The sequence below is a fragment of the Nocardia shimofusensis NBRC 100134 genome (assembly GCF_001613125.1).
GTDB classification, from domain to species: Bacteria; Actinomycetota; Actinomycetes; order Mycobacteriales; family Mycobacteriaceae; genus Nocardia; species Nocardia shimofusensis.
Window position 1 is genome coordinate 312,449 of sequence record NZ_BDBT01000003.1, and the last position, 18,863, is coordinate 331,311.

General features: G+C 69.8%; 17 protein-coding genes. 8 read left to right on the plus strand and 9 right to left on the minus strand.

Features of this window, described 5'->3' with window-relative positions:
* Window positions 1–160: 160 nt before the first annotated feature.
* The gene (locus NS3_RS05155; protein WP_174550434.1) at window positions 161–1,582 is read left to right on the plus strand and encodes a short-chain fatty acyl-CoA regulator family protein; all 1,422 of its coding nucleotides are present in this window, start codon (window positions 161–163) and stop codon (window positions 1,580–1,582) included.
* Between the two features lie 210 nt (window positions 1,583–1,792).
* On the opposite strand, the gene recG is transcribed toward NS3_RS05155, so the two are convergent.
* Both recG and NS3_RS05165 read right to left on the minus strand, forming a co-directional pair.
* A complete protein-coding gene (recG, locus tag NS3_RS05160) occupies window positions 1,793–4,123 on the minus strand; it encodes an ATP-dependent DNA helicase RecG (protein ID WP_067854270.1) in 2,331 nt (776 codons plus the stop codon).
* A 31-nt stretch (window positions 4,124–4,154) separates the two neighbouring features.
* On the minus strand, window positions 4,155–5,894 hold the full coding sequence (locus NS3_RS05165; protein ID WP_067854275.1) for a DAK2 domain-containing protein: 1,740 nt from the start codon (window positions 5,892–5,894) through the stop codon (window positions 4,155–4,157).
* A 284-nt stretch (window positions 5,895–6,178) separates the two neighbouring features.
* Here NS3_RS05165 and rpmB point away from each other — a divergent pair, with 284 nt between their 5' ends.
* From rpmB to NS3_RS05180, 3 genes are all read left to right on the plus strand, one after another.
* Entirely contained in the window at window positions 6,179–6,370 is a 192-nt protein-coding gene (rpmB, locus tag NS3_RS05170; RefSeq protein ID WP_011210730.1) for a 50S ribosomal protein L28, read from the plus strand.
* Between the two features lie 83 nt (window positions 6,371–6,453).
* Window positions 6,454–6,960 carry a GNAT family N-acetyltransferase gene (locus NS3_RS05175; RefSeq protein ID WP_245649467.1) on the plus strand — a complete coding sequence of 169 codons (507 nt, stop codon included), beginning with the start codon at window positions 6,454–6,456 and terminating at the stop codon, window positions 6,958–6,960.
* 10 nt (window positions 6,961–6,970) lie between these two features.
* The gene (locus NS3_RS05180; RefSeq protein ID WP_067854630.1) at window positions 6,971–7,756 is read left to right on the plus strand and encodes an enoyl-CoA hydratase/isomerase family protein; all 786 of its coding nucleotides are present in this window, start codon (window positions 6,971–6,973) and stop codon (window positions 7,754–7,756) included.
* Between the two features lie 50 nt (window positions 7,757–7,806).
* Here the strand turns inward: NS3_RS05180 and NS3_RS05185 are convergent, their stop codons facing one another.
* The 4 genes from NS3_RS05185 to NS3_RS05200 form a co-directional block, all read right to left on the minus strand.
* On the minus strand, window positions 7,807–8,688 hold the full coding sequence (locus NS3_RS05185) for an alpha/beta fold hydrolase (RefSeq protein WP_067854281.1): 882 nt from the start codon (window positions 8,686–8,688) through the stop codon (window positions 7,807–7,809).
* Between the two features lie 103 nt (window positions 8,689–8,791).
* Window positions 8,792–9,049, minus strand: a complete 258-nt coding sequence (locus NS3_RS05190; RefSeq protein ID WP_067854284.1) for a hypothetical protein — start codon at window positions 9,047–9,049, stop codon at window positions 8,792–8,794.
* A gap of 117 nt (window positions 9,050–9,166) precedes the next feature.
* Window positions 9,167–9,850 carry a uracil-DNA glycosylase gene (locus NS3_RS05195; protein WP_067854287.1) on the minus strand — a complete coding sequence of 228 codons (684 nt, stop codon included), beginning with the start codon at window positions 9,848–9,850 and terminating at the stop codon, window positions 9,167–9,169.
* 11 nt (window positions 9,851–9,861) lie between these two features.
* Entirely contained in the window at window positions 9,862–10,944 is a 1,083-nt protein-coding gene (locus tag NS3_RS05200) for a thiamine-phosphate kinase (RefSeq protein ID WP_067854290.1), read from the minus strand.
* A 141-nt stretch (window positions 10,945–11,085) separates the two neighbouring features.
* Between NS3_RS05200 and NS3_RS05205 the strand changes: the two genes are divergently transcribed.
* Window positions 11,086–11,748: a DUF3515 domain-containing protein gene (locus NS3_RS05205; protein ID WP_084495054.1), complete on the plus strand. Its 663-nt coding sequence runs from the start codon at window positions 11,086–11,088 to the stop codon at window positions 11,746–11,748.
* 33 nt (window positions 11,749–11,781) lie between these two features.
* On the opposite strand, the gene NS3_RS05210 is transcribed toward NS3_RS05205, so the two are convergent.
* Window positions 11,782–12,894 carry a D-alanine--D-alanine ligase family protein gene (locus tag NS3_RS05210; protein ID WP_067854294.1) on the minus strand — a complete coding sequence of 371 codons (1,113 nt, stop codon included), beginning with the start codon at window positions 12,892–12,894 and terminating at the stop codon, window positions 11,782–11,784.
* A 55-nt stretch (window positions 12,895–12,949) separates the two neighbouring features.
* Window positions 12,950–13,960: an NAD(P)H-dependent glycerol-3-phosphate dehydrogenase gene (locus NS3_RS05215; RefSeq protein WP_067854297.1), complete on the minus strand. Its 1,011-nt coding sequence runs from the start codon at window positions 13,958–13,960 to the stop codon at window positions 12,950–12,952.
* A 31-nt stretch (window positions 13,961–13,991) separates the two neighbouring features.
* Between NS3_RS05215 and cofC the strand changes: the two genes are divergently transcribed.
* The 3 genes from cofC to NS3_RS05230 all read left to right on the plus strand — a co-directional run bounded on the left by cofC (window position 13,992) and on the right by NS3_RS05230 (window position 17,904).
* Window positions 13,992–14,708, plus strand: a complete 717-nt coding sequence (gene cofC / locus NS3_RS05220) for a 2-phospho-L-lactate guanylyltransferase (protein WP_067854302.1) — start codon at window positions 13,992–13,994, stop codon at window positions 14,706–14,708.
* Between the two features lie 74 nt (window positions 14,709–14,782).
* Window positions 14,783–16,948, plus strand: coding sequence for an RNA degradosome polyphosphate kinase (locus NS3_RS05225; protein ID WP_067854304.1), 2,166 nt, complete (start codon window positions 14,783–14,785; stop codon window positions 16,946–16,948).
* Complete coding sequence (locus NS3_RS05230; protein ID WP_084495055.1) at window positions 16,945–17,904, plus strand: NUDIX hydrolase; 960 nt, start codon at window positions 16,945–16,947, stop codon at window positions 17,902–17,904. The genes NS3_RS05225 and NS3_RS05230 overlap by 4 nt, the downstream gene beginning before the upstream one ends.
* A 158-nt stretch (window positions 17,905–18,062) precedes the next feature.
* Here the strand turns inward: NS3_RS05230 and NS3_RS05235 are convergent, their stop codons facing one another.
* Window positions 18,063–18,758, minus strand: a complete 696-nt coding sequence (locus tag NS3_RS05235; RefSeq protein WP_067854307.1) for an HU family DNA-binding protein — start codon at window positions 18,756–18,758, stop codon at window positions 18,063–18,065.
* Window positions 18,759–18,863: the final 105 nt, after the last annotated feature.

Sequence of the window (18,863 nt, forward strand, 5' to 3'; positions counted from 1 at the left end):
CCGGGTGGACTCCGAGAAGTCCCTCGACGTTTGCCGTCCCGGTGCAAGCCTTCACTCAGGGGACTCGACGCGCAGAAACCGTTGCGACACAGCGGTTTGCGAATGATCGCGGGCGACGACTCCGGCTCCCGCCGGAGCGCGAGTACTAGGATTTTTCCCTGTGCGCAAGATGTACGCGGGCGCTCGGCTCCGACGCCTGCGCGAGGAACGACGGATGACCCAGGCCGCATTGGCCAAGTCGCTCGATCTCTCGCCCAGCTATCTCAACCAGCTCGAACGCGACCAGCGACCGCTCACGATCCCGGTTCTGCTCAAGCTCAATTCGACCTTCGACCTGGACGTCCAGTTCTTCGCCGCCGATTCCGACGCCCGACTGGTCTCGGCCCTGCACGATGTGCTCGTAGACGCGGCGGGCGGCGACAGCGCACCCTTGGCCGAGGTCGAGGAGCTCGCGACCCGCCAGCCCGAGGTCGCCCGCATCCTGGTCGCGATGCACCGGCGGCTGCGCGCCGCCACCGACCAGCTGGACCTGCTCTCCGCGCAGGTCACCACGCCCACCGGTGCGGCGAAGGTGCCGATGCCCGCCGAGGACGTGCGCGATTTCCTCTACGACCATCACAATCACATCCCGCAGCTCGATCATCTCGCCGAGCAACTGTTCGACGACTGCGGGCTGACCGTCGGCTCACTGGACCGGCAGCTGGCCAGGGTCGCCGAGGAGCGCGCGGGCGTGACGGTGCTGGTACGCGGCGACGGCGCGGACCCGACCATCCCGAAACGCCACTACGACGAAGCCGGTCGCACCCTCACCCTGGCCCGCAGGCTGCGCCCGGGCCAGCGCGCCTTCCAGATCGCCGCCACGCTGGGTTTTCTGCTCTACGGCGACCACTTCGACACGGTCCTCAACGAGACCCCCTCGCTGTCGGGCGAGTCACGGGACCTGGCCAGGGTCGCACTGGGCAACTACTTCGCCGCCGCACTGGTGCTGCCCTACAGCCGGTTCCTGCGCTCGGCGGAGGAACTGCGCTACGACATCGACCTGCTCGGCCTGCGTTTCGAGGTCGGCTTCGAAACCATCTGCCACCGCTTGAGCACCCTGCAACGCCAGGGCCAGCGCGGTGTGCCGTTCTTCCTGGTGCGCACCGACCGGGCGGGCAATATCTCCAAACGCCAGTCCGCCACGGCCTTCCACTTCGCCCGCGTGGGCGGCAGCTGCCCGCTGTGGGTGGTGCACGAGGCCTTCGCCCAGCCCGGCCGCATCCTCACCCAGATCGCCGAGATGCCCGACGGCCGCCGCTACCTGTGGATCGCCCGGACCACGGCCACCGCGCCACGCGGATTCGACACCGCCACCCGTGATTTCGTCCTGGGCCTCGGCTGCGACATCGAATACGCCGAACGGCTGGTCTACTCCGCCGGGCTCCCCGTGGACGACCCCGCCGCCGCGGTCCCGATCGGCGCTGGCTGCAAGGTGTGCGAGCGGCCCGCCTGTCCGCAACGCGCGTTCCCACGGATCGGCAGTCCGCTCACCGTCTCCGAGCACACAGTCACCGATCTGCCCTATCCGCGCGCGCTCCCCTGAACTCGAAACAATCGGAGTGTCCGCGGCCCGAGTCCGAGCACAGTGGTGGGGCACGCCGGGAGTCCGCGGCAACGGCGAGCTCCGCGGCAGGGACGAGCCGCTGTCGGAGCCATGGGCCGATCCCGCGGTGGGATCGGCCCACGGCGGTCCTTGGCTCCGGGCGCGGGCGGAGAGCTCCCTCGGCGCGCACGCCGTGGGGAGGAGGCATGGTCAGGACTTGGCGAGGTACTCGAGGCGGTCGGTGTCGACGGCGGCGTGCATCATCGCCGCGAGACCGGGGTGGGCGGATAGTCCCGGGTCGTCCTCGACGAGCTGACGCGCGAGTTCCTGCGCGCTGGTGATGACTTCGAGGTCGTCGACCAGCGAGAGCAGACGCAGTGAACGGGCGGTGCCGGACTGCGCGGAGCCGAGCACATCGCCTTCGCGTCGCTGGCGCAGGTCGAGCACCGCCAGCTCGAAGCCGTCGTTGGTCCCGGCGACCGCCTCCAAGCGCGCCATCGCCGAGCCGCCCGGCGCGGCGTCGGTGATCAGCAGACACAGACCGGGGTGCGCGCCGCGACCGACCCGCCCGCGCAACTGGTGCAACTGGCTGACGCCGAACCGGTCGGCGTCGACGATCACCATCACCGTGGCATTGGGCACATCCACGCCGACCTCGACGACGGTGGTGCACACCAGCACATCCACCGAACCGTCGTTGAAGGCGCGCATCACCTGGTCTTTCTCGTCGGCGGGCAGGCGGCCGTGCAACAGCCCGACCGCCACCGAGGCCAGCGGCCCGGAACGCAACATCTCGAAGACGTCGACAGCGGCCTGGGTCGGCGGTGGCTCCTTCTCGTCCGCTTCGGCAGCCTTGCCGCGCGCCTTGCTCCCCTTGCCGCCGCTCCCCTTGCCGCCGCTCCCCTTGTTTCCCGCGAGCTTGCCGTCCTCGTCGTCGCCGATGCGCGAGCACACCACATACGCCTGACGTCCCTGCCCGACCTCCTCGAGTATCCGTTCCCACGCGCGCTGCACCCAGTTCGGATGTAGTTTGCGCGGAACCACTTTAGAGCTGATGGGCGAGCGGCCGCGCGGCAGTTCGGTGAGCGTGGAGGTTTCCAGATCTCCCAGGGTGGTCATGGCGATCGTGCGCGGGATGGGGGTCGCGGTCATGACCAGCAGGTGCGGGCTGGTCCCCGCTTTCGCCTTGGCGCGCAACGCGTCTCGCTGTTCGACACCGAAGCGATGCTGCTCGTCGACGATGACCATGCCGAGATCGAAGAATTCCACATTGTCCTGGATGAGCGCGTGGGTGCCGATCACGATCCCGGCTTCCCCGGTGACCGCCGCGAGCAGCGCGGCCTTCTTCGCGCTCGCCGACATCGACCCGGTCACCAGCACCACCCGGGTCGCGTTCTCGGCGCCGCCCAGCTCACCGGCCGAACCGAGATCGCCCAGCATCGCGCACAGCGAACGATAGTGCTGTGCGGCAAGCACTTCGGTGGGCGCGAGCAGCGCGCACTGCTGGCCCGCGTCGACCACCTGGAGCATGGCGTGCAGGGCGACGATGGTCTTGCCCGAGCCGACCTCGCCCTGCAACAGCCGGTGCATCGGATGGGTGCGCTCCAGATCCGCGGAGATCTCGCCGATGACCTTCTGCTGACCTTCGGTCAGCTGGAAGGGCAGCCGTTCGGCGAACGCGGCGGCGATCCCGTCGTGGCGAGGCGGGCACGGGCGGGCGGTTCGGCCGGACACCTCGTGCCTGCGCTCGGCCAGCACCAGTTGCAGTGCCAGCGCCTCGTCGAAACGCAGCCGCTCACGCGCCTTGTCGATATCGGCGCGATGCTCGGGCAGGTGGATCAACCGCAGCGCGTCGGAGACCGGCAACAACTCGCGTTCGTCACGGACCTCCTGCGGCAGCGGGTCGTCGATCGGGTCCAGTTGTTCGAGGACCTGCCGCACGCAGGCGAGCAGATCCCAGCTCTGCACCTTCGCCGTGGCCGGGTACACCGGGATGAATTCCCGTTCCAGGAACGAGACATCCACGCCGCCCGCGCCTTTCGCGCTCTCGGCCAGCCCGCGCAGATCACCGCCGCCGCGTACCCGGGTGATCGGCGGAGCGTCGGTCAGCGCCGGATCGTCGCCGGCCTCCGGCAGGATCAGGTAGCCGGGGTGGTTCAGGCTCCAGCTGCCGGGGCGCCAGTAGCTCACATTGCCCGACATCATCGCGCGAAGTCCTTGCTTCACGACGTATTTCACTTTGTCGCCGTTGAAGAAGGTGACGTCGACCGGACGCCCGGAGCCGGTGTCGAGCTGCACTTTCAGCAGGGAGCCGCGGCGATTGCGCATCGGGCGCAGGTCGGCTTTGGCGATCCGGCCGATCACCGTGATGTGGGCGCCGTCCTCGGGGGCTTCCTCGGTGAGCGGCTGGCCCTGGGTGGCGTAGCGCAGCGGGTAGTGGCGCAGCAGGTCCTCGACGGTGGTCATGTCGAAGGCCTCGGCCAGCGAATCGGCCGCCTTCGCTCCGAGGATGTGGTCGAGCCGGTCGCTCAGGGTCGCCATGTGTTCGTCCTCGCCTTTCCCTGCCCCGCGTTCATTCCACCCCGATCTGCACCAGATCCCCCTGCTGACCGCCCGTGTACACCGCGATCTCCACGCCGGGGAAACCTTGTGCGATGTGCTCGCCCAGCGAGTCGGCCAGCGCGGGGTCGGCGGCGTCGCCCATCAACAGGGTCACCAGTTCACCGCCGAGACCCAGCATCCGGTCCAGCAGTATCCGGCCCGCGCCGAGCACATCGCGGGCGATGACGACCACGTCGTGTCCGACCAGCCCGAGCCCGTCACCCGGCCCGCAGGTGCCGACCATCGTCAGTGCCCGATGCTGCGCGCGACGCAGCGACCCCCACCGGGTCGCCGCCGCGGCCTCCGACATGGCGAAACCGTCGTCGACGGCGATACGGGCGCGATCGTGCACCGCGAGCGCCGCCAGTCCCTGCACCATCGATCCACTCGGCAGCAGCAGCACGTCGCGGTGCGCGTCACGGGCGGCCACACCGACGGCGACCAGTTCGTGCGCGGGCAGCGCGCCGTTGGGCAGCACGAGAATTTCCCGGTGCGGCAGCTCGCGGATCGCGCTCAGCAGGCTCGCCGAGGTCACCGGATGCCGATCGAGCACCACCGCGCCCGCCTGTTCGAACAACGCGGCGGCCCCCACTCCCGTCGCGACCGCCAGCACCGCCCGATCGGCGGGGGCGTTCTCGAAGCGCGCCGCCGTCCCGACGCCCGGTAGATGCCGCGGCCCGACACCGAGCGCGTTCTCGGCGAAACTCTCGATCCTGATGCGGCTCAGCGTGCCGGCCGCCAGACCCGCTTCCACCGCGGCCCCCGCGTCGGCGCAGTGCACGTGCGCCGACCAGACCTGCGCGCCGTCGCCCACGACCGCCACCGAGTCCCCGAGTTCACCGAGCGCCGCGCGCAACCGGTCGATCCGCTGTGTGTCGGTGTCGCCGATCAGATACATCACTTCGAACGCGGGCTCGGCGGTCGCGCTCGTGTGGTACTCGCATTCCGGACGGGTCGGCTCGGCCACCAGGCGGGCGTACTCCGGGCGTGCCGGGCATTCCCCGAGTGTCACCGCCACCAGGGCGTCGAGCAGCACCAGCAGTCCCCGCGCCCCCGCGTCCACCACTCCGGCCTCCCGCAGGACGCCCAGTTGCGAGGGCGTCTCCCCCAGGGCTTCGGCCGCACCGTCCGCCGCGGCGACCGCGACGTCGGCGATGGTCACCGCGCCCGCCCGCTCTGCTGTCCCGCCCTCGCCGCCGTCTGCCGAGCCGGCCACCGCGCGCTCTCGCGCACCGGCGTAACAGGCGCGAGCGGAGGCGGCCGCGCAGTCGAGCACCGTGAGGATGGTGCCCTCGACCGGCGCGCTCAGGCAGGCCCGCACCAGCGTCGCGGATCGCGACAGCGCGTCGGTGAGCGTCCGCGCGGTGAGCGGGCCGTGTTCACCCGCGTCGGCGAGACCGCGCAACAGCTGCGACAGGATGATCCCCGAATTGCCGCGCGCGCCGACGGTCGCGCCGCGAGCCATCGCGGCAGCCACCTCCCGGATGGACGGATCGGCGGCGGACTCCCCCGCGCGCGCCTGCGCCGCCTGGACGGCCGCGCGCATGGTGGCCAGCAGATTCGTACCGGTGTCGGCGTCCGGGACCGGGAAGACATTGAGGGAGTTGATCTCCGCGCGGCGCTCGGCCAGGCCCTCGAGGCAGAGCCGTCCCCAGAGCAGCAACGCAGCGCTGTCGATCGTCTCCCGCTCGCCGGGCACGGTCCACCTCACTCCCTCACACCCCCGCTCACCACCGCCGCCCGTCAGGTTAGCGTCAGCGGACGACAGCCGAGGCCACAGCGGGGGCGGCGCCCCCCGGTTTGGTCGTTCGGGGAACCTGCGGTTACTCTTGCAGGGTTGCCAGGCCGCACGTCACTCTCGCAGGGTCATTCTCACCGGGAATCGCCGCGCGCCGCACGCCGACATCAGTCGGCACAGGCACATCACGACATTGTTTCCGGACATGCCGCCTATGCAGGTAGCTGTCCCCACAGGACATGAAGGAGTTCGCGACTATGGCTGCCGTCTGCGACGTCTGCGCCAAGGGCCCCGGCTTCGGGAAGTCGGTCTCGCACTCGCACCGGCGTACCAACCGTCGTTGGAACCCGAACATCCAGACCGTGCGTGCCCAGGTCGCGCCGGGCAACACCCGCCGCATGAACGTGTGCACCTCCTGCCTGAAGGCAGGCAAGGTCGTTCGCGGCTGAGCCCAGCGCATCACCGCACACGCCCCGGCGCCCTGATGGGTGATCCGGGGCGTTGCCGTTCCCGCCCGGTGCCGGTATGGCGCGTGGTCCCCGCCGCACTCGAGCACGCCCGCGGCATCGCGGAGTGCCATATCGAATCCTGGCGCGAGGCATACACGTCCCTGGTGCCCGCACCGGTACTCGCCGCGTTCGATATCGATCGCCGCGCTGCCGCGGTGGCCCGCCGTCTCGATCCGGCCGCCGGGGGGACCGCCGAACGCACCCACGTCGCGCTGGCAGGCGGGGAGGTGATCGGATTCGTCACCGTCACCGCCCCCGGCGAATCCGGACCGGCCTACGCCGAACTCGACGCGCTGTACGTGCGGGAAGCGTGGTACGGCACCGGCGTCGCCGACGATCTGGTGCGCACCGCCCTCGATCCCGGCATCCCGTGCCGCCTCTGGGTTTTCGCCGACGCCCCGCGAGCCCTGGCGTTCTACCGCCGCCACGGCTGGACCGCCGACGGCGCGCGCAAGTTCGAGGAGTTCACCGCCCTGGCGCAGCTGCGCATGTCCCGGACCCCGCAACCGGTGCCGGATCGGTCCGGTTAGGGTGGCGATCATGACGACCAGCGAGACTGTCGAATACGTCACCAGCACCGAGGGTGTCCTGCGGATCACGATCGCCACCGCCGCGCACGGCACCTCCATGGATTTCGCCGGAATCGACGCGGGCACTGCCGCGCTGCGCGACCGTGATTCCTCCGTCGGCGCGGTGCTGCTGACCGGCACGGGTGCGAACTTCTGTGCGGGTGGCGACGTACGCGGTTTCGCGGCCGCTCCCGAGCGCGGCGCGCACATCCGCGATCTGGCCACCAGACTGCACGATTTCGTCCGCGAACTCGACGCCACCACCGTGCCGATCGTCGCGGGCGTGCAGGGCTGGGCAGCGGGTGCGGGCATGAGCCTGGTGCTGGCCGCCGATGTGGCGCTCGGCGCCGCCTCGACCAAGTTCCGTCCCGCCTACCCCGGTATCGGACTGAGCCCCGACGGCGGGATGTCCTGGACTCTGCCGCGCGTGGTCGGACTCGGCCGAGCGCGCGAGATCCTGCTCACCGACGCGGTGATCGGCGCCGAGGAAGCCGTGCGACTGGGCATCCTCAGCCGCCTGGTCGACGGGGGCGCCGATGTGCGCGCGGCCGCCTTCGATCTCGCCCGGTCCCTGGCGAGCGGACCGCGCTCCACCCACGCGAGCATCAAAGCCCTGCTGCGCGACTCGCTGAGCACCTCGCTCGATGCTCAGCTCGACCGGGAGACCGACGCCATCGCCACCGCCGCCGACAGCCCGACCGGCAGGGAGGGCGTCGACGCCTTCGTCCAGAAGCGCACGCCGGACTACACCTCCTGATCGACACCTGCGAGCCCGGAGCACCCACCCGGGCCGGATAGGTGCTCCGCTCAGCGAGCCGACGCCCGCACGAATTCGGCGACCGCGTCGGTGAAGGCGTCGTTGTCGTCACCGGCGGCGGTGTGCGCGGCATTGCCGATCTCCACGACGTCGGCGTGCGGGACCTGCTCCAGGAATTCCTCGACCGCCTCGGCGCTGACCACGTCGGACATCTTGCCGCGTACCAACATCACCGGGATCGTCAGGGCACGTGCCGCGGGCTCGAGCAACCGGGCCATGGTGTCGGTGTCGGCATCGGCGCCACGGCCGGTGATCATGTCCGGATCCCAGTGCCAGTACCAGCGACCGTCACGGTGACGAAGGTTGCGCAGCAGTCCGTCGTTGCTCGCCGGTCGGGGCCGGTGCGGCATGTACGCGGAGACGGCGTCGGCCGCCTGCTCGACGGTGTCGAAACCCTCGCGGTGCTTGCCGAGGAAGTTCAGCACCCGCTCCACGCCCTGGGATTCGGGGCGGGTGACGATGTCGACCAGGACGAGCGCGCGGATTCCCGTGCCACGGGGATGCGCGGTGGCCAGCAACCCGGTGATGCCGCCCATGCTCGCCCCGACGATCACCGCGCCGTGGTCGGCGGTGGCGCCGAGTTGGTCGAGCACCTCGACGAGATCCTCCACCAGGACCGCGCGGGTGTAGTCGCGGTCGGGAGCCCATTGGCTGTCGCCGTGGCCGCGAGCGTCGAGAGTGACCACCCGCAGGCCGTCGGCGGCCAGCACCGCGCCGGTCTGTTTCCAGGAGTGCCTGGTCTGACCACCGCCGTGCAAGAACACGACGAGCGGGCCGTCCTCGGGTCCGAACTGGTCGGCGGCCAGTTCGATCCCGCCCTTGCCGCGCAACCGCAGCGGCTTCGGCTCGACGAGATACTTCGCATTACTCACGATCCGAGGATCGCACACCAGGAGTGCTTCGTCACAGTGCCCCGACGCGAACGCGGGCCGGTGACACTGTCACCGGCCCGCGCGAGATTCGTGTTTCAGCTGGTCAGCAATCCAGCGGCATGGCGCTGAAGGTGCGCTGGAAGGTGCAGGCGATCTTCGCGTTCACCGCGGAAGAGATGGTGGAGGTGCCGGTCGAGGTGAACTCCTCGGCCACCGGCGCGGATTCGACCACCGGCTGCGTGTAGGGCTGCAGCTGCAGCGGCTCGGCGTTCGCGACGGACGCGCCCCCGGCCAGTGCGCCCGCCAGCGCCAGGGTCGCCAGGGTGCCGCGCAGTCCTGCGCGAACGGTCGTGTGGTGCATGGTGTAGCTCCTCAGTGAATCGTTGCGTGCGATATAACAGGCCCCGGACTGGCCCGGGGCACAGCGGTGGGGATCAGAGCCGGAATCTCGAGGCCGTAACCGTCGGAGCCGGAATGCTCAGGGCAGCCGCCAGTCGACGGGGTCGGCGCCGAGTTCGTCGAGCAGCTCGTTGACCCGGGAGAACGGCCGGGAACCGAAGAAACCGCGCGAGGCCGACAGTGGCGAGGGATGCGCCGACTCGATGTAGGGCACCTCGGCCTCGGTCAGCAGCGGCCGCAGCGTGCCCGCGTCGCGGCCCCACAGGATCGCGACCAGCGGTTCGTCCCTGGCCACGAGGGCGCGGATGGCCTGCTCGGTGACCGCTTCCCAGCCCTTGCCGCGATGGGAGGCGGCCTGCCCCGGGGCGACGGTGAGCACCCGGTTCAGCAGCAGCACGCCTTGATCCGACCACGGGCTCAGATCCCCGTTGGACGGGGTGGGATGGCCGAGATCCTTGTGCAGTTCGGTGAAGATGTTGACCAGGCTGCGCGGAATCGGCGAAACATCCGGCGCCACCGAGAAACTCAGGCCCATAGCGTGTCCCGGCGTCGGGTACGGGTCCTGGCCGACGATCAATACCCGCACGTCGCGGAAAGGACGTTGGAACGCGCGAAGGACATTCTCCCCCGCTGGCAGATATCCCCGTCCGGCGGCATTCTCCGCTCGGAGGAATTCACCCATGGCCGTGATCCGCTCGGCCACCGGTTCGAGCGCCTGCGCCCAGCCCGGATCGATGATTTCCGACAATGGTTTCGAGCCCATGACCGCACAACCTATCGCGCTTCGTTACCCGGCGCAGCCTCCGCCCCACGGAACGATTCCCAGCCCCCCGCGCCCTGTGGTGTCACACCGTCCACCGTGACGCCCGCGCCCGCGCCGACCACACCGATCGCGCGCCATCCCGCGGGCAGTCCGACCTCGGCCGGCCAGGCGCCCGCGAAGGCGTGGTCCTCTCCGCCGGCCAGAACCCACTGCGCCGCATCGGCATTCAGTTCCGCGGCGAGCGGTTCGAGCTCCGGTGCGCGCAATGCGTCCCAATGCACATCGATGGCCACCCCGGAGGCCGTGGCGAGGTGCCCGAGATCGGCGAGCAGTCCGTCTGAGACATCGGTCAGCGCGTTCGGCCGCGGGCCGGCGCCGACCGGAACGCAGTCGTAGCGCGGCTGTGGAGCACGGTGTGCGGCGAGCACGTCCTCCAGCACCCGCGCGCGAGCCGGAATACCGTCTGCGGGCGCATCGGGGCGACCGGAAGTAACGGCGCGGTCGGTGGAAATACCGTGCTCGGTGGACAAGCCGTGCCCGGAGTAATCGGCCCGGTCGAATTCGGCACCCTTCTCGAGTACCGCCAGCCCGGCCGCCGACCAGCCGAGCGCACCCGCGACCGCGACGACGTCGCCAGGTCGCGCCCCCGAGCGCGTGATCGCGGGCTGTCCGCGCAGGTCTCCGAACGCGGTCACCGAGATCACCAGTTGCGGGCTGCGCACCAGGTCACCACCCGCGATCGACGCTCCGGCCCGGCGGGCCTCGGCCCACATCCCGTCGGAGAGCTCATCGATCAGCTCGACCGGGGTGTCGGCGGGGCAGCCGAGGGCCACCACGAACGCCGAAGGCACTGCCCCCATCGCGTAGACATCGGCGGCGTTCTGAGCGATGGCTTTGCGGCCGATATCGCGCGGACCCGACCAATCGAGCCGAAAGTGCCTGTCCTGCACCAGCATGTCGGTGGTGACGACGAAGCGTCCGTCCGGCGCGGCCACCACCGCGGCGTCGTCACCGGGCCCGAGCAGAACGCCGGCGCTGGGCACGCGCCCGGCGTTGATGCGCTCGATGAGCGCGAACTCCCCCAGTTCGCGCACCGTTCGCGGCGTCGCGCTCTCGCTGATGGCCGTGGCCCCTTTCCCGAGGTCGTGCGGGCAGAAGTCGGCACGACGGTACCCTGTTCTGGGCGCTCGACACCACCGAGCGACCCCGATGGCGCGATCGGAAAGGACCAGGGCATGGCGGCGGATTCGCCGGACGAGGACACCTCACGCACCTCACGCGAGGACACCTCACGCGACGACGAGAACCGCCCCGACGGCGAGGACCACGCTGCCGACAGCGGAACAATCGAGGACGCCGCCGAGGCCAGATACTCCCCCGGGTTGATCGCGACCGCCGTCGCGCTCCCCGTCATCCTCGTGGTCGGTGTGCTCGTCGCCGCCGTGATCGCGGGCAATATGCCGGTCGATCGCGAGCCGTTGGCGCTGGGCCCCGTTCCCGCCCCCGCCGCCGACGGCCCGGCCTGCGCGGCGCTGTTGCCCGCCCTGCCCGACGAGCTCGGCGACTACACCGCGGCCACCCTGGTCGAGCCGGTCCCGCCCGCGACGAAGGCCTGGCAGCCCGACGGCGAAGGCGAACCGATCGTGCTGCGCTGCGGCCTGGATCGCCCGCTCGAATTCAACCGCGCCGCACCGTTGCAGATCGTCAACGATGTGCGCTGGTTCGAGATCCGCGACGACATCGCGGCGGTCAGCACCTGGTTCGCCGTCGATCGCGAGACCTATATCGCGCTGACCATTCCGGACGGCTCCGGCCCGACCCCGCTGCAAGCGGTCTCCGACGCCGTCACCGCCAGCATCGCCCCGCGCGAGATCGACCCCGGCCCGCTTCCCAACTGAGCAACGGGTCTCCCCCTGGCCGGCTCAGGTTTCTCAGCGCAGCCCGGTCCCGCGCGCCACGGCGGTCTCGATCAGCGTGGACACCAGGGTGGCGTAGTCCACGCCCGCCGCTTCCCACATCCGCGGGTACATCGAGATCGAGGTGAACCCGGGCATGGTGTTGATCTCGTTGATCACCGGGCCGTCCTCGGTGACGAAGAAGTCGACCCGAGCCAGCCCCTGGCAGTCCAGTGCGCGGAACGCCCGGACCGCCATCTGCCGCACCGCGTCGGTGATGTCGTCGTCGAGCTTGGCGGGCACATCGAATTCACAGACATCGTCGAGGTATTTGGTGTCGAAGTCGTAGAACTGCGGGCCGTCTCCCCCCGGTGTGCCGTCAGGCATCTTGATCTCGGCGACGACACTCGCCTCCACCCGCCCGTCCGGAAATTCCAGCACGCCGCACTCGACCTCGCGCCCGACGATGCCCGCTTCCACGATCACCTTCGGATCGTGGTGCCTGGCCTTGTCGATCGCCGCCTCCAGGCCGCTCCAGTCGTCGACCTTGGTGATGCCGATGGACGAGCCGGCACGCGCGGGCTTGACGAACACCGGCAAACCGAGTCCCGCACGCTGTTCGTCGGTGAGGGTCGCGGTCCCCGGCCGCAGCACCACCTGCCTGCCGATCGGCAGGCCCTCGGCAGCGAGCAGCTTCTTGGTGAACTCCTTGTCCATGCCTGCCGCGCTGGCCAGCACGCCGGGTCCGACGTAGGGCACGCCCGCCAGTTCCAGCATGCCCTGGAGGGTGCCGTCCTCGCCGAACGGTCCGTGCAGGACCGGGAAGACCACGTCGACCGAACCGAGCACCGCGCTCGCGTCGTCGAGCGCGACCAGCGCGCCCGCCCTGGTCGGGTCCGGGGTCAGGGTGAGCGCGGTGCCGGTGGCGTCCACCGACGGCAGCGCGTCGTGGCTCAGGCCGATCGAGGCGGTGTCTGCGTTCGCCTGGTGCGCCAGCACCCAGCCGCCGTCGACGGTGATGCCGATCGGGACGGGTTCGTATCTGTCGCGGTCCAGATGTCGCAGCACGCCGGCCGCGGACACGCACGACACCGCGTGCTCGTTGCTACGCCCGCCGAACAGCACCGCCACCCTGATCCGGTTCGTCATGCAACGAACCGTACCGGGCGCGCCGGTGCCCGCCGTACCCGCACTTCTGGGGTCACTACTCCGGTTTGATGCGTCTGCCGAGCAGGCTGCCGACCGCCTCGCGCACCGAAACTCCCTCGTGGCACACGCGGTGCACCGCATCGGTCAGCGGCATCTCCACCCCGTGCGCGGCGGCCAGCGCCCGCACCGATGTGCACGACTTCACACCCTCGGCGACCTGGCCATGGGTGGCCTGCTGCGCGGCCTCCATCGAACCGCCCGCACCGAGCACATGGCCGAAGGACCGGTTGCGCGACAGCGGCGAGGTGCAGGTTGCGACGAGGTCGCCGACTCCCGCCAGCCCGGCCAGCGTCACCGGTTCGGCGCCCAGGGTGACCGCGAGCCGGATGATCTCGGCCAGCCCGCGGGTGATGATGCTGGCGATCGAGTTGTCGCCCAGCCCCATGCCCGCCGCGATGCCGGTGGCCAGCGCGATGACGTTCTTACAGGCGCCGCCGATCTCGCAGCCCACCACATCGGTATTGGTGTAGGGCCGGAAATAGCCGGTATAGCAAGCGCGTTGCACCGCCTCCGCCCTGGCCGAATCGACGCAGGCGACCACCGTCGCGGCGGGCTGGCCCGCGGCGATCTCCTTGGCGAGATTCGGTCCGGACAGCACCGCGATGCGTTCGCGCCCGGCGCCGGTCACCTCGTCGATGACCTCGCTCATCCGCAGCAGCGTGCCGGTCTCGATGCCCTTGGCCAGACTCAGCAACGTGGCGTCGTGCTCGTCGATCGCGGCGCGCAGCGCCGGCCGCCATGCCGTCAGGTTCGCGCGCAACGATTGCGAGGGCACCGCGAGCACCACCAGTTCCGCGCCGCGCAACGCGAGTTCGGGGTCGTGCGTGGCGGCGACCTCGGGTAGTCGCACATCGGGCAGGTAGGCGGGGTTGCGATGCTCGGTCGCGAGCGCCTCGGCGATCTCCGGGCGCCTGGCCCAGATCGTCACTTCCGTTCCCGCGTCGGCCAACACCTTCGCGAACGCGGTGCCCCATGATCCCGCACCAAGTACTGCCGCCCTCGTCATCAACCCAATATGCCATGCAAGGATTGGGCCCATGCGTCCGCACGCCGTGCACGCCCTGATCGCGGTCAAGCGTCTCGATCAGGCCAAGAGCCGCCTCGCCGACCGGTTGCCCGCCCCGCACCGGGCCCGTCTGGTGCTCGCCATGCTCGCCGACACCGTCACCGCCGCCACGGCCGTCCCGCAGATCCACTCGGTCACCGTGGTCACCCCCGACGCGGCGGTCACCGACCTGGTCGGCGCACTCGGCGCGCACGCCCATCCCGAGCCCGCGGCACCCACGGCCGACGGCCTCAGCACCGGCGACGGCCTCACCACCGCCGACGGCCTCAATGCCGCGCTCGTCCACGCCGCCGCAGGCCTGCGCGCCGAGCACCACGGCGCCGACCTGCTGGTCCTGCAGGCCGATCTGCCCGCGTTGCGCCCGGCCGAGCTCGCCGACATGCTGAGTACCGCCCCGCCGCACGGACGCGCCGTGGTCGCAGACCACACCGGCTCGGGCACCGCCGCTCTGCTGGTACGCGACGGCGGTGAGCTCGCGCCCGCGTTCGGCGTGGATTCGGCGCGACGCCACGTCGCGGGGGGCGCGGTGGAACTGACCGGCGATTGGCCCGGCCTGCGATTGGACGTCGACACGGTCGCCGATCTCGAGCTGGTGACCGAGTTGGGCGCGGGTTCGTCCACGCGTGCTGTCCTCCGCGACATCGGCTGGTCCTGCCGCGTTCACGAACCGGTCCGCCGAGTGTGCTAGCGGGTCGCCGTCGCGCGGGTCACGGCACTGTGTTCGTTGCGATGTCGACGTGCGCGCGGTATCGCCGGTAAGGGATGATCGGTGATGTGAGCCCTACGGAAATCGCCAAGCAGCAGCAGCTGCCAACGCCGCCCCCGGCCGCGACGCCTCCCCGATCAGACCAGGCGACACAGCGTTTGCCGCAGGATCGCTACCTCAATCGAGAATTGAGCTGGCTCGACTTCAACGCGCGGGTTCTCGCCCTGGCCGAGGACGCCTCGCTGCCGCTGCTGGAACGTGCGAAGTTCCTGGCGATCTTCTCCTCGAACCTCGACGAATTCTTCATGGTGCGCGTCGCCGGTCTCAAGCGGCGCGCCGAGACCGGTCTGTCGGTGCGGTCGGCCGACGGACGCTCACCGAGCGAACAGCTGGCACTGATCGCCGCCCGCACCCAGGAGATCGCCGCCAGGCACGCGCGGGTGTTCATCGATTCGGTGCTGCCCGCACTCACCGCCGAGGGCATCGACATCATCGGCTGGGACGATCTGGACGCCGAGGAACGCAAGCGCCAGTCGGCGTACTTCCAGGATCAGGTCTTCCCGGTCCTCACCCCGCTGGCGGTGGATCCGGCGCACCCGTTCCCCTACATCAGCGGCCTGAGCCTGAACCTGGCGGTCACCGTGAAGGACTCGGTCACCGGCGGCGAGCACTTCGCCCGCGTCAAGGTTCCCGACAATGTCGACCGGTTCGTGCGGGTGCGCCGCACGTCCGGCTCCATCGCGGCCTTCCTGCCGATGGAAGCGCTCATCGCCGCGCACCTCGATCAGCTGTTCCCCGGCATGGAAGTGGTCGAGCACCATTCCTTCCGTATCACCCGCAATGCCGATTTCGAGGTCGACGAGGACCGCGACGAGGATCTGCTGCAGGCGCTCGAACGCGAACTGGCCAGACGCCGCTTCGGTTCCCCGGTGCGGCTCGAGGTCGCCGACGACATGACCGAGCACATGCTCGATCTGCTGCTGCGCGAACTCGACGTCGATCCGGCCGACGTGATCCAGGTGCCCGGTCTGCTCGACCTGTCCTGCCTGTGGCAGGTCTACGGCGTGGACCGGCCCCTGCTCAAGGACGCCCCCTACGTGCCCGCGACGCCGCCCGCGTTCGGGGAGCGCGAGACCCCGCGCAATGTCTTCGCCGCGCTGCGCGAGGGCGATGTGCTGGTGCACCACCCCTACGATTCGTTCTCCACCAGCGTGCAGCGCTTCATCGAACAGGCAGCCGCCGATCCGCAGGTGCTGGCCATCAAGCAGACGCTGTACCGCACCTCGGGTGACTCCCCCATCGTCAACGCGCTCATCGACGCCGCCGAGGCGGGCAAGCAGGTCGTCGCGCTGGTGGAGATCAAGGCCCGCTTCGACGAGCAGGCCAACATCAAGTGGGCACGCAAACTCGAACAGGCGGGCGTGCACGTGGTCTACGGGCTCATCGGGCTCAAGACCCACTGCAAGACCTGCCTGGTGGTGCGACGCGAGGGCTCCACGATCCGCCGCTACTGCCATATCGGCACCGGCAACTACAACCCGAAGACCGCGCGCCTGTACGAGGACGTCGGATTGCTCACTGCCGCACCGGAAATCGGCGCGGATCTGACCGATCTGTTCAACTCGCTGACCGGATATTCGCGAAAGTCGGACTACCGCAATCTGCTGGTTGCCCCGCAAGGGGTCCGCGCAGGCATCATCGAGCGAATCCAGCGCGAGATCGAACTGGCCCAGCAGGGCGCTGCGGCGCGAATCCGCTTGAAGGCCAACGCGATTGTCGACGAGCAGGTCATCGACGCGTTGTACCGCGCCTCGCAGGCGGGTGTACCGGTGCAGATCGTCGTGCGCGGCATCTGCGGCCTCAAGCCGGGCGTGCCGGGCATGAGCGAGAACATCGAAGTGCGATCCATCCTCGGCCGATTCCTCGAGCACTCGCGGTTGCTGCATTTCCAGGCGCAGGACGAGTTCTGGATCGGCAGCGCCGACATGATGCACCGCAATCTCGACCGGCGGGTGGAGGTCATGGCGAAGGTGAACGATCCCAAGCTGAAAGAGCAATTGGGACGGGTACTCGATTCCGCCCTCTACCCGACCACCCGATGCTGGGTGCTGCAACCGGACGGCAGCTGGTCCGCCTCGCCCGGTGACACCGACACCGAGAACGGGCAGGTCCGCGATCACCAGCAGTACATGATGCGACTACGGAGGCCGGAGCAGCCGTGAACGACGACGCTGGCTACACCGTCGAGGGCCCGATCGCGGACCCCAGGGTCACCGCAAACATCCACGCGGCAGGCGCGGTGCTGTGGCGTCCCGGCGCGGACGGCGGGATCGAGATCGCGGTCGTGCACCGGCCGAAGTACGGCGATTGGTCGCTGCCCAAAGGCAAACTCGATCCAGGCGAGACGCCGCTGCTGGCCGCGGTGCGCGAGGTCCACGAGGAGACCGGCCTGGCCTGCCGGCTCGGCCGGTACCTCGGCTCCGTCACTTATCCCATTCCCGGCCATCGCAAACTCAAGCGCGTCGACTACTGGGCGGCTTCGGCGGCGGGCGGCGAATTCCGCGCCGATGCCGAAGTAGACGAACTCCGCTGGTATCCGCTGGACCGGGTGATGGACGAGCTGTCGTATCCGATGGACCGTCAGGTGGTGCGCACCTTCGCCCGTCTTCCTGCCGACACCGCCACCCTGGTGCTGGTGCGACACGCGAAAGCCGGTCATCGCGAACGTTTCGACGGACCGGACGATCAGCGCCCGCTCGAACAGGCGGGCCAGGAGCAGGCCAGGGCCCTGGTGCCCAATCTGCTCACCTTCGGCCCTGCCGCGGTGCACTCCGCGCCGCCGACGCGCTGCGTGGACACGATGCGGCCGCTCGCGGACAAACTGGGCGTGGACGTCATCCTCGAGCCGACGCTGTCGGAATCCGCCTACAACGCCGATCCCGAAGCGGCCAGGAAGCGGGCGGTCGAACTGATCTCGCCCGATCAGGTGCGGGTGGTGTGCAGTCAGGGTGGGGTGATTCCCGACCTGCTGGACTGGTGGGCGAAACGCGACGGATTGAAATTGCCGCCCGCGCGCAATCGCAAAGGCAGCGCGTGGGTGCTCTCGTTCGTGGGCAAGCGACTGGTGGCCGCCGATCATCTCGACCGCAAGCTGTCGGCGGCCGTAGTGAAATCGTGACCTGCCCAGGGGCATAACCGGAAACGCCCCGCATCCCCGACACACCGAATCGGCCCCGGGATGGTGTTCCCGGGGCCGTTATCGGTCCAGCGGCGGTGTATGCGCGTGTGCCGCGCCTGCGGCGGTGGTGTACGCGGCGTTCGGCGCGTTGTGCGGCGTCAGCGGCGGGTGGTCGTCCGCTTGGCCGCGGTCTTCTTCGCGGGGGCCTTCTTCGCCGCCGTGGTCTTCTTGGCGGCGGTGGCCTTGGCCGCGGTCGACTTGGCCGCCGTCGACTTGGCGGCCGTGGTCTTCTTGGCGGCGGTCGTCTTCTTGGCGGCGGTGGTGCTCTTGGCGGCTGTCGCCCTGGTGGTGGTCTTCTTCGCGGGCGCCTTCTTGGCCGCGGTCTTGGTCGCGGTCGTCTTGCGCGCGGTGGTCTTCGCGGGCGCCTTGGTGGCGGTGGTCTTCTTGGCCGCCGCCTTGGTGGCGGTGGCCTTGGCCGCCGTCTTCTTGGCGGCGGTCTTCTTGGCCGCCGTCTTCTTGGCCGCCACAGGCGCATTCACGCCCCGCTTGACCGCGGGACCGGTCGCGGCCAGCTTCTGCTTACCCGCGATGACGGCCTTGAACTGGGCGCCGGGCCGGAACGCCGGCACCGAAGTGGCTTTCACCTTGACGGTTTCGCCGGTGCGCGGGTTCCGGGCGACCCGGGGGGCGCGCTTGCGCTGTTCGAAGACACCGAATCCGGTGATGGTGACGCTCTGGCCCTTGTGCACCGCACGCACGATGGTGTCGACAACGTGCTCGACTGCCGCGGTAGCCGTGCGCCTGTCCGTACCCAACTTTTCGGTCAGAACGTCGATCAGTTCCGCCTTGTTCATTGAATCCTCCGCAGACTAATGGCCCGTCGTCGGACCGACTAGGTACCACGGTAAACCCACATTGAGCAAGAGTCTATGTGCCACGCCAAAATTCATGGTGGTTTA

Excerpts from the sequence above, each read along its gene's own strand:
- rpmB (WP_011210730.1), top strand. The coding sequence starts at position 6,179 with ATGGCTGCCGTCTGCGACGTCTGCGCCAAGGGCCCCGGCTTCGGGAAG.
- cofC (WP_067854302.1), top strand. The coding sequence starts at position 13,992 with ATGCGTCCGCACGCCGTGCACGCCCTGATCGCGGTCAAGCGTCTCGAT.
- NS3_RS05210 (WP_067854294.1), bottom strand. The coding sequence starts at position 12,894 with ATGACGAACCGGATCAGGGTGGCGGTGCTGTTCGGCGGGCGTAGCAAC.
- NS3_RS05215 (WP_067854297.1), bottom strand. The coding sequence starts at position 13,960 with ATGACGAGGGCGGCAGTACTTGGTGCGGGATCATGGGGCACCGCGTTC.
- NS3_RS05195 (WP_067854287.1), bottom strand. The coding sequence starts at position 9,850 with ATGGGCTCGAAACCATTGTCGGAAATCATCGATCCGGGCTGGGCGCAG.
- NS3_RS05225 (WP_067854304.1), top strand. The coding sequence starts at position 14,783 with ATGATCGGTGATGTGAGCCCTACGGAAATCGCCAAGCAGCAGCAGCTG.
- recG (WP_067854270.1), bottom strand. The coding sequence starts at position 4,123 with ATGGCGACCCTGAGCGACCGGCTCGACCACATCCTCGGAGCGAAGGCG.
- NS3_RS05190 (WP_067854284.1), bottom strand. The coding sequence starts at position 9,049 with ATGCACCACACGACCGTTCGCGCAGGACTGCGCGGCACCCTGGCGACC.
- NS3_RS05205 (WP_084495054.1), top strand. The coding sequence starts at position 11,086 with ATGGCGGCGGATTCGCCGGACGAGGACACCTCACGCACCTCACGCGAG.
- NS3_RS05180 (WP_067854630.1), top strand. The coding sequence starts at position 6,971 with ATGACGACCAGCGAGACTGTCGAATACGTCACCAGCACCGAGGGTGTC.
- NS3_RS05235 (WP_067854307.1), bottom strand. The coding sequence starts at position 18,758 with ATGAACAAGGCGGAACTGATCGACGTTCTGACCGAAAAGTTGGGTACG.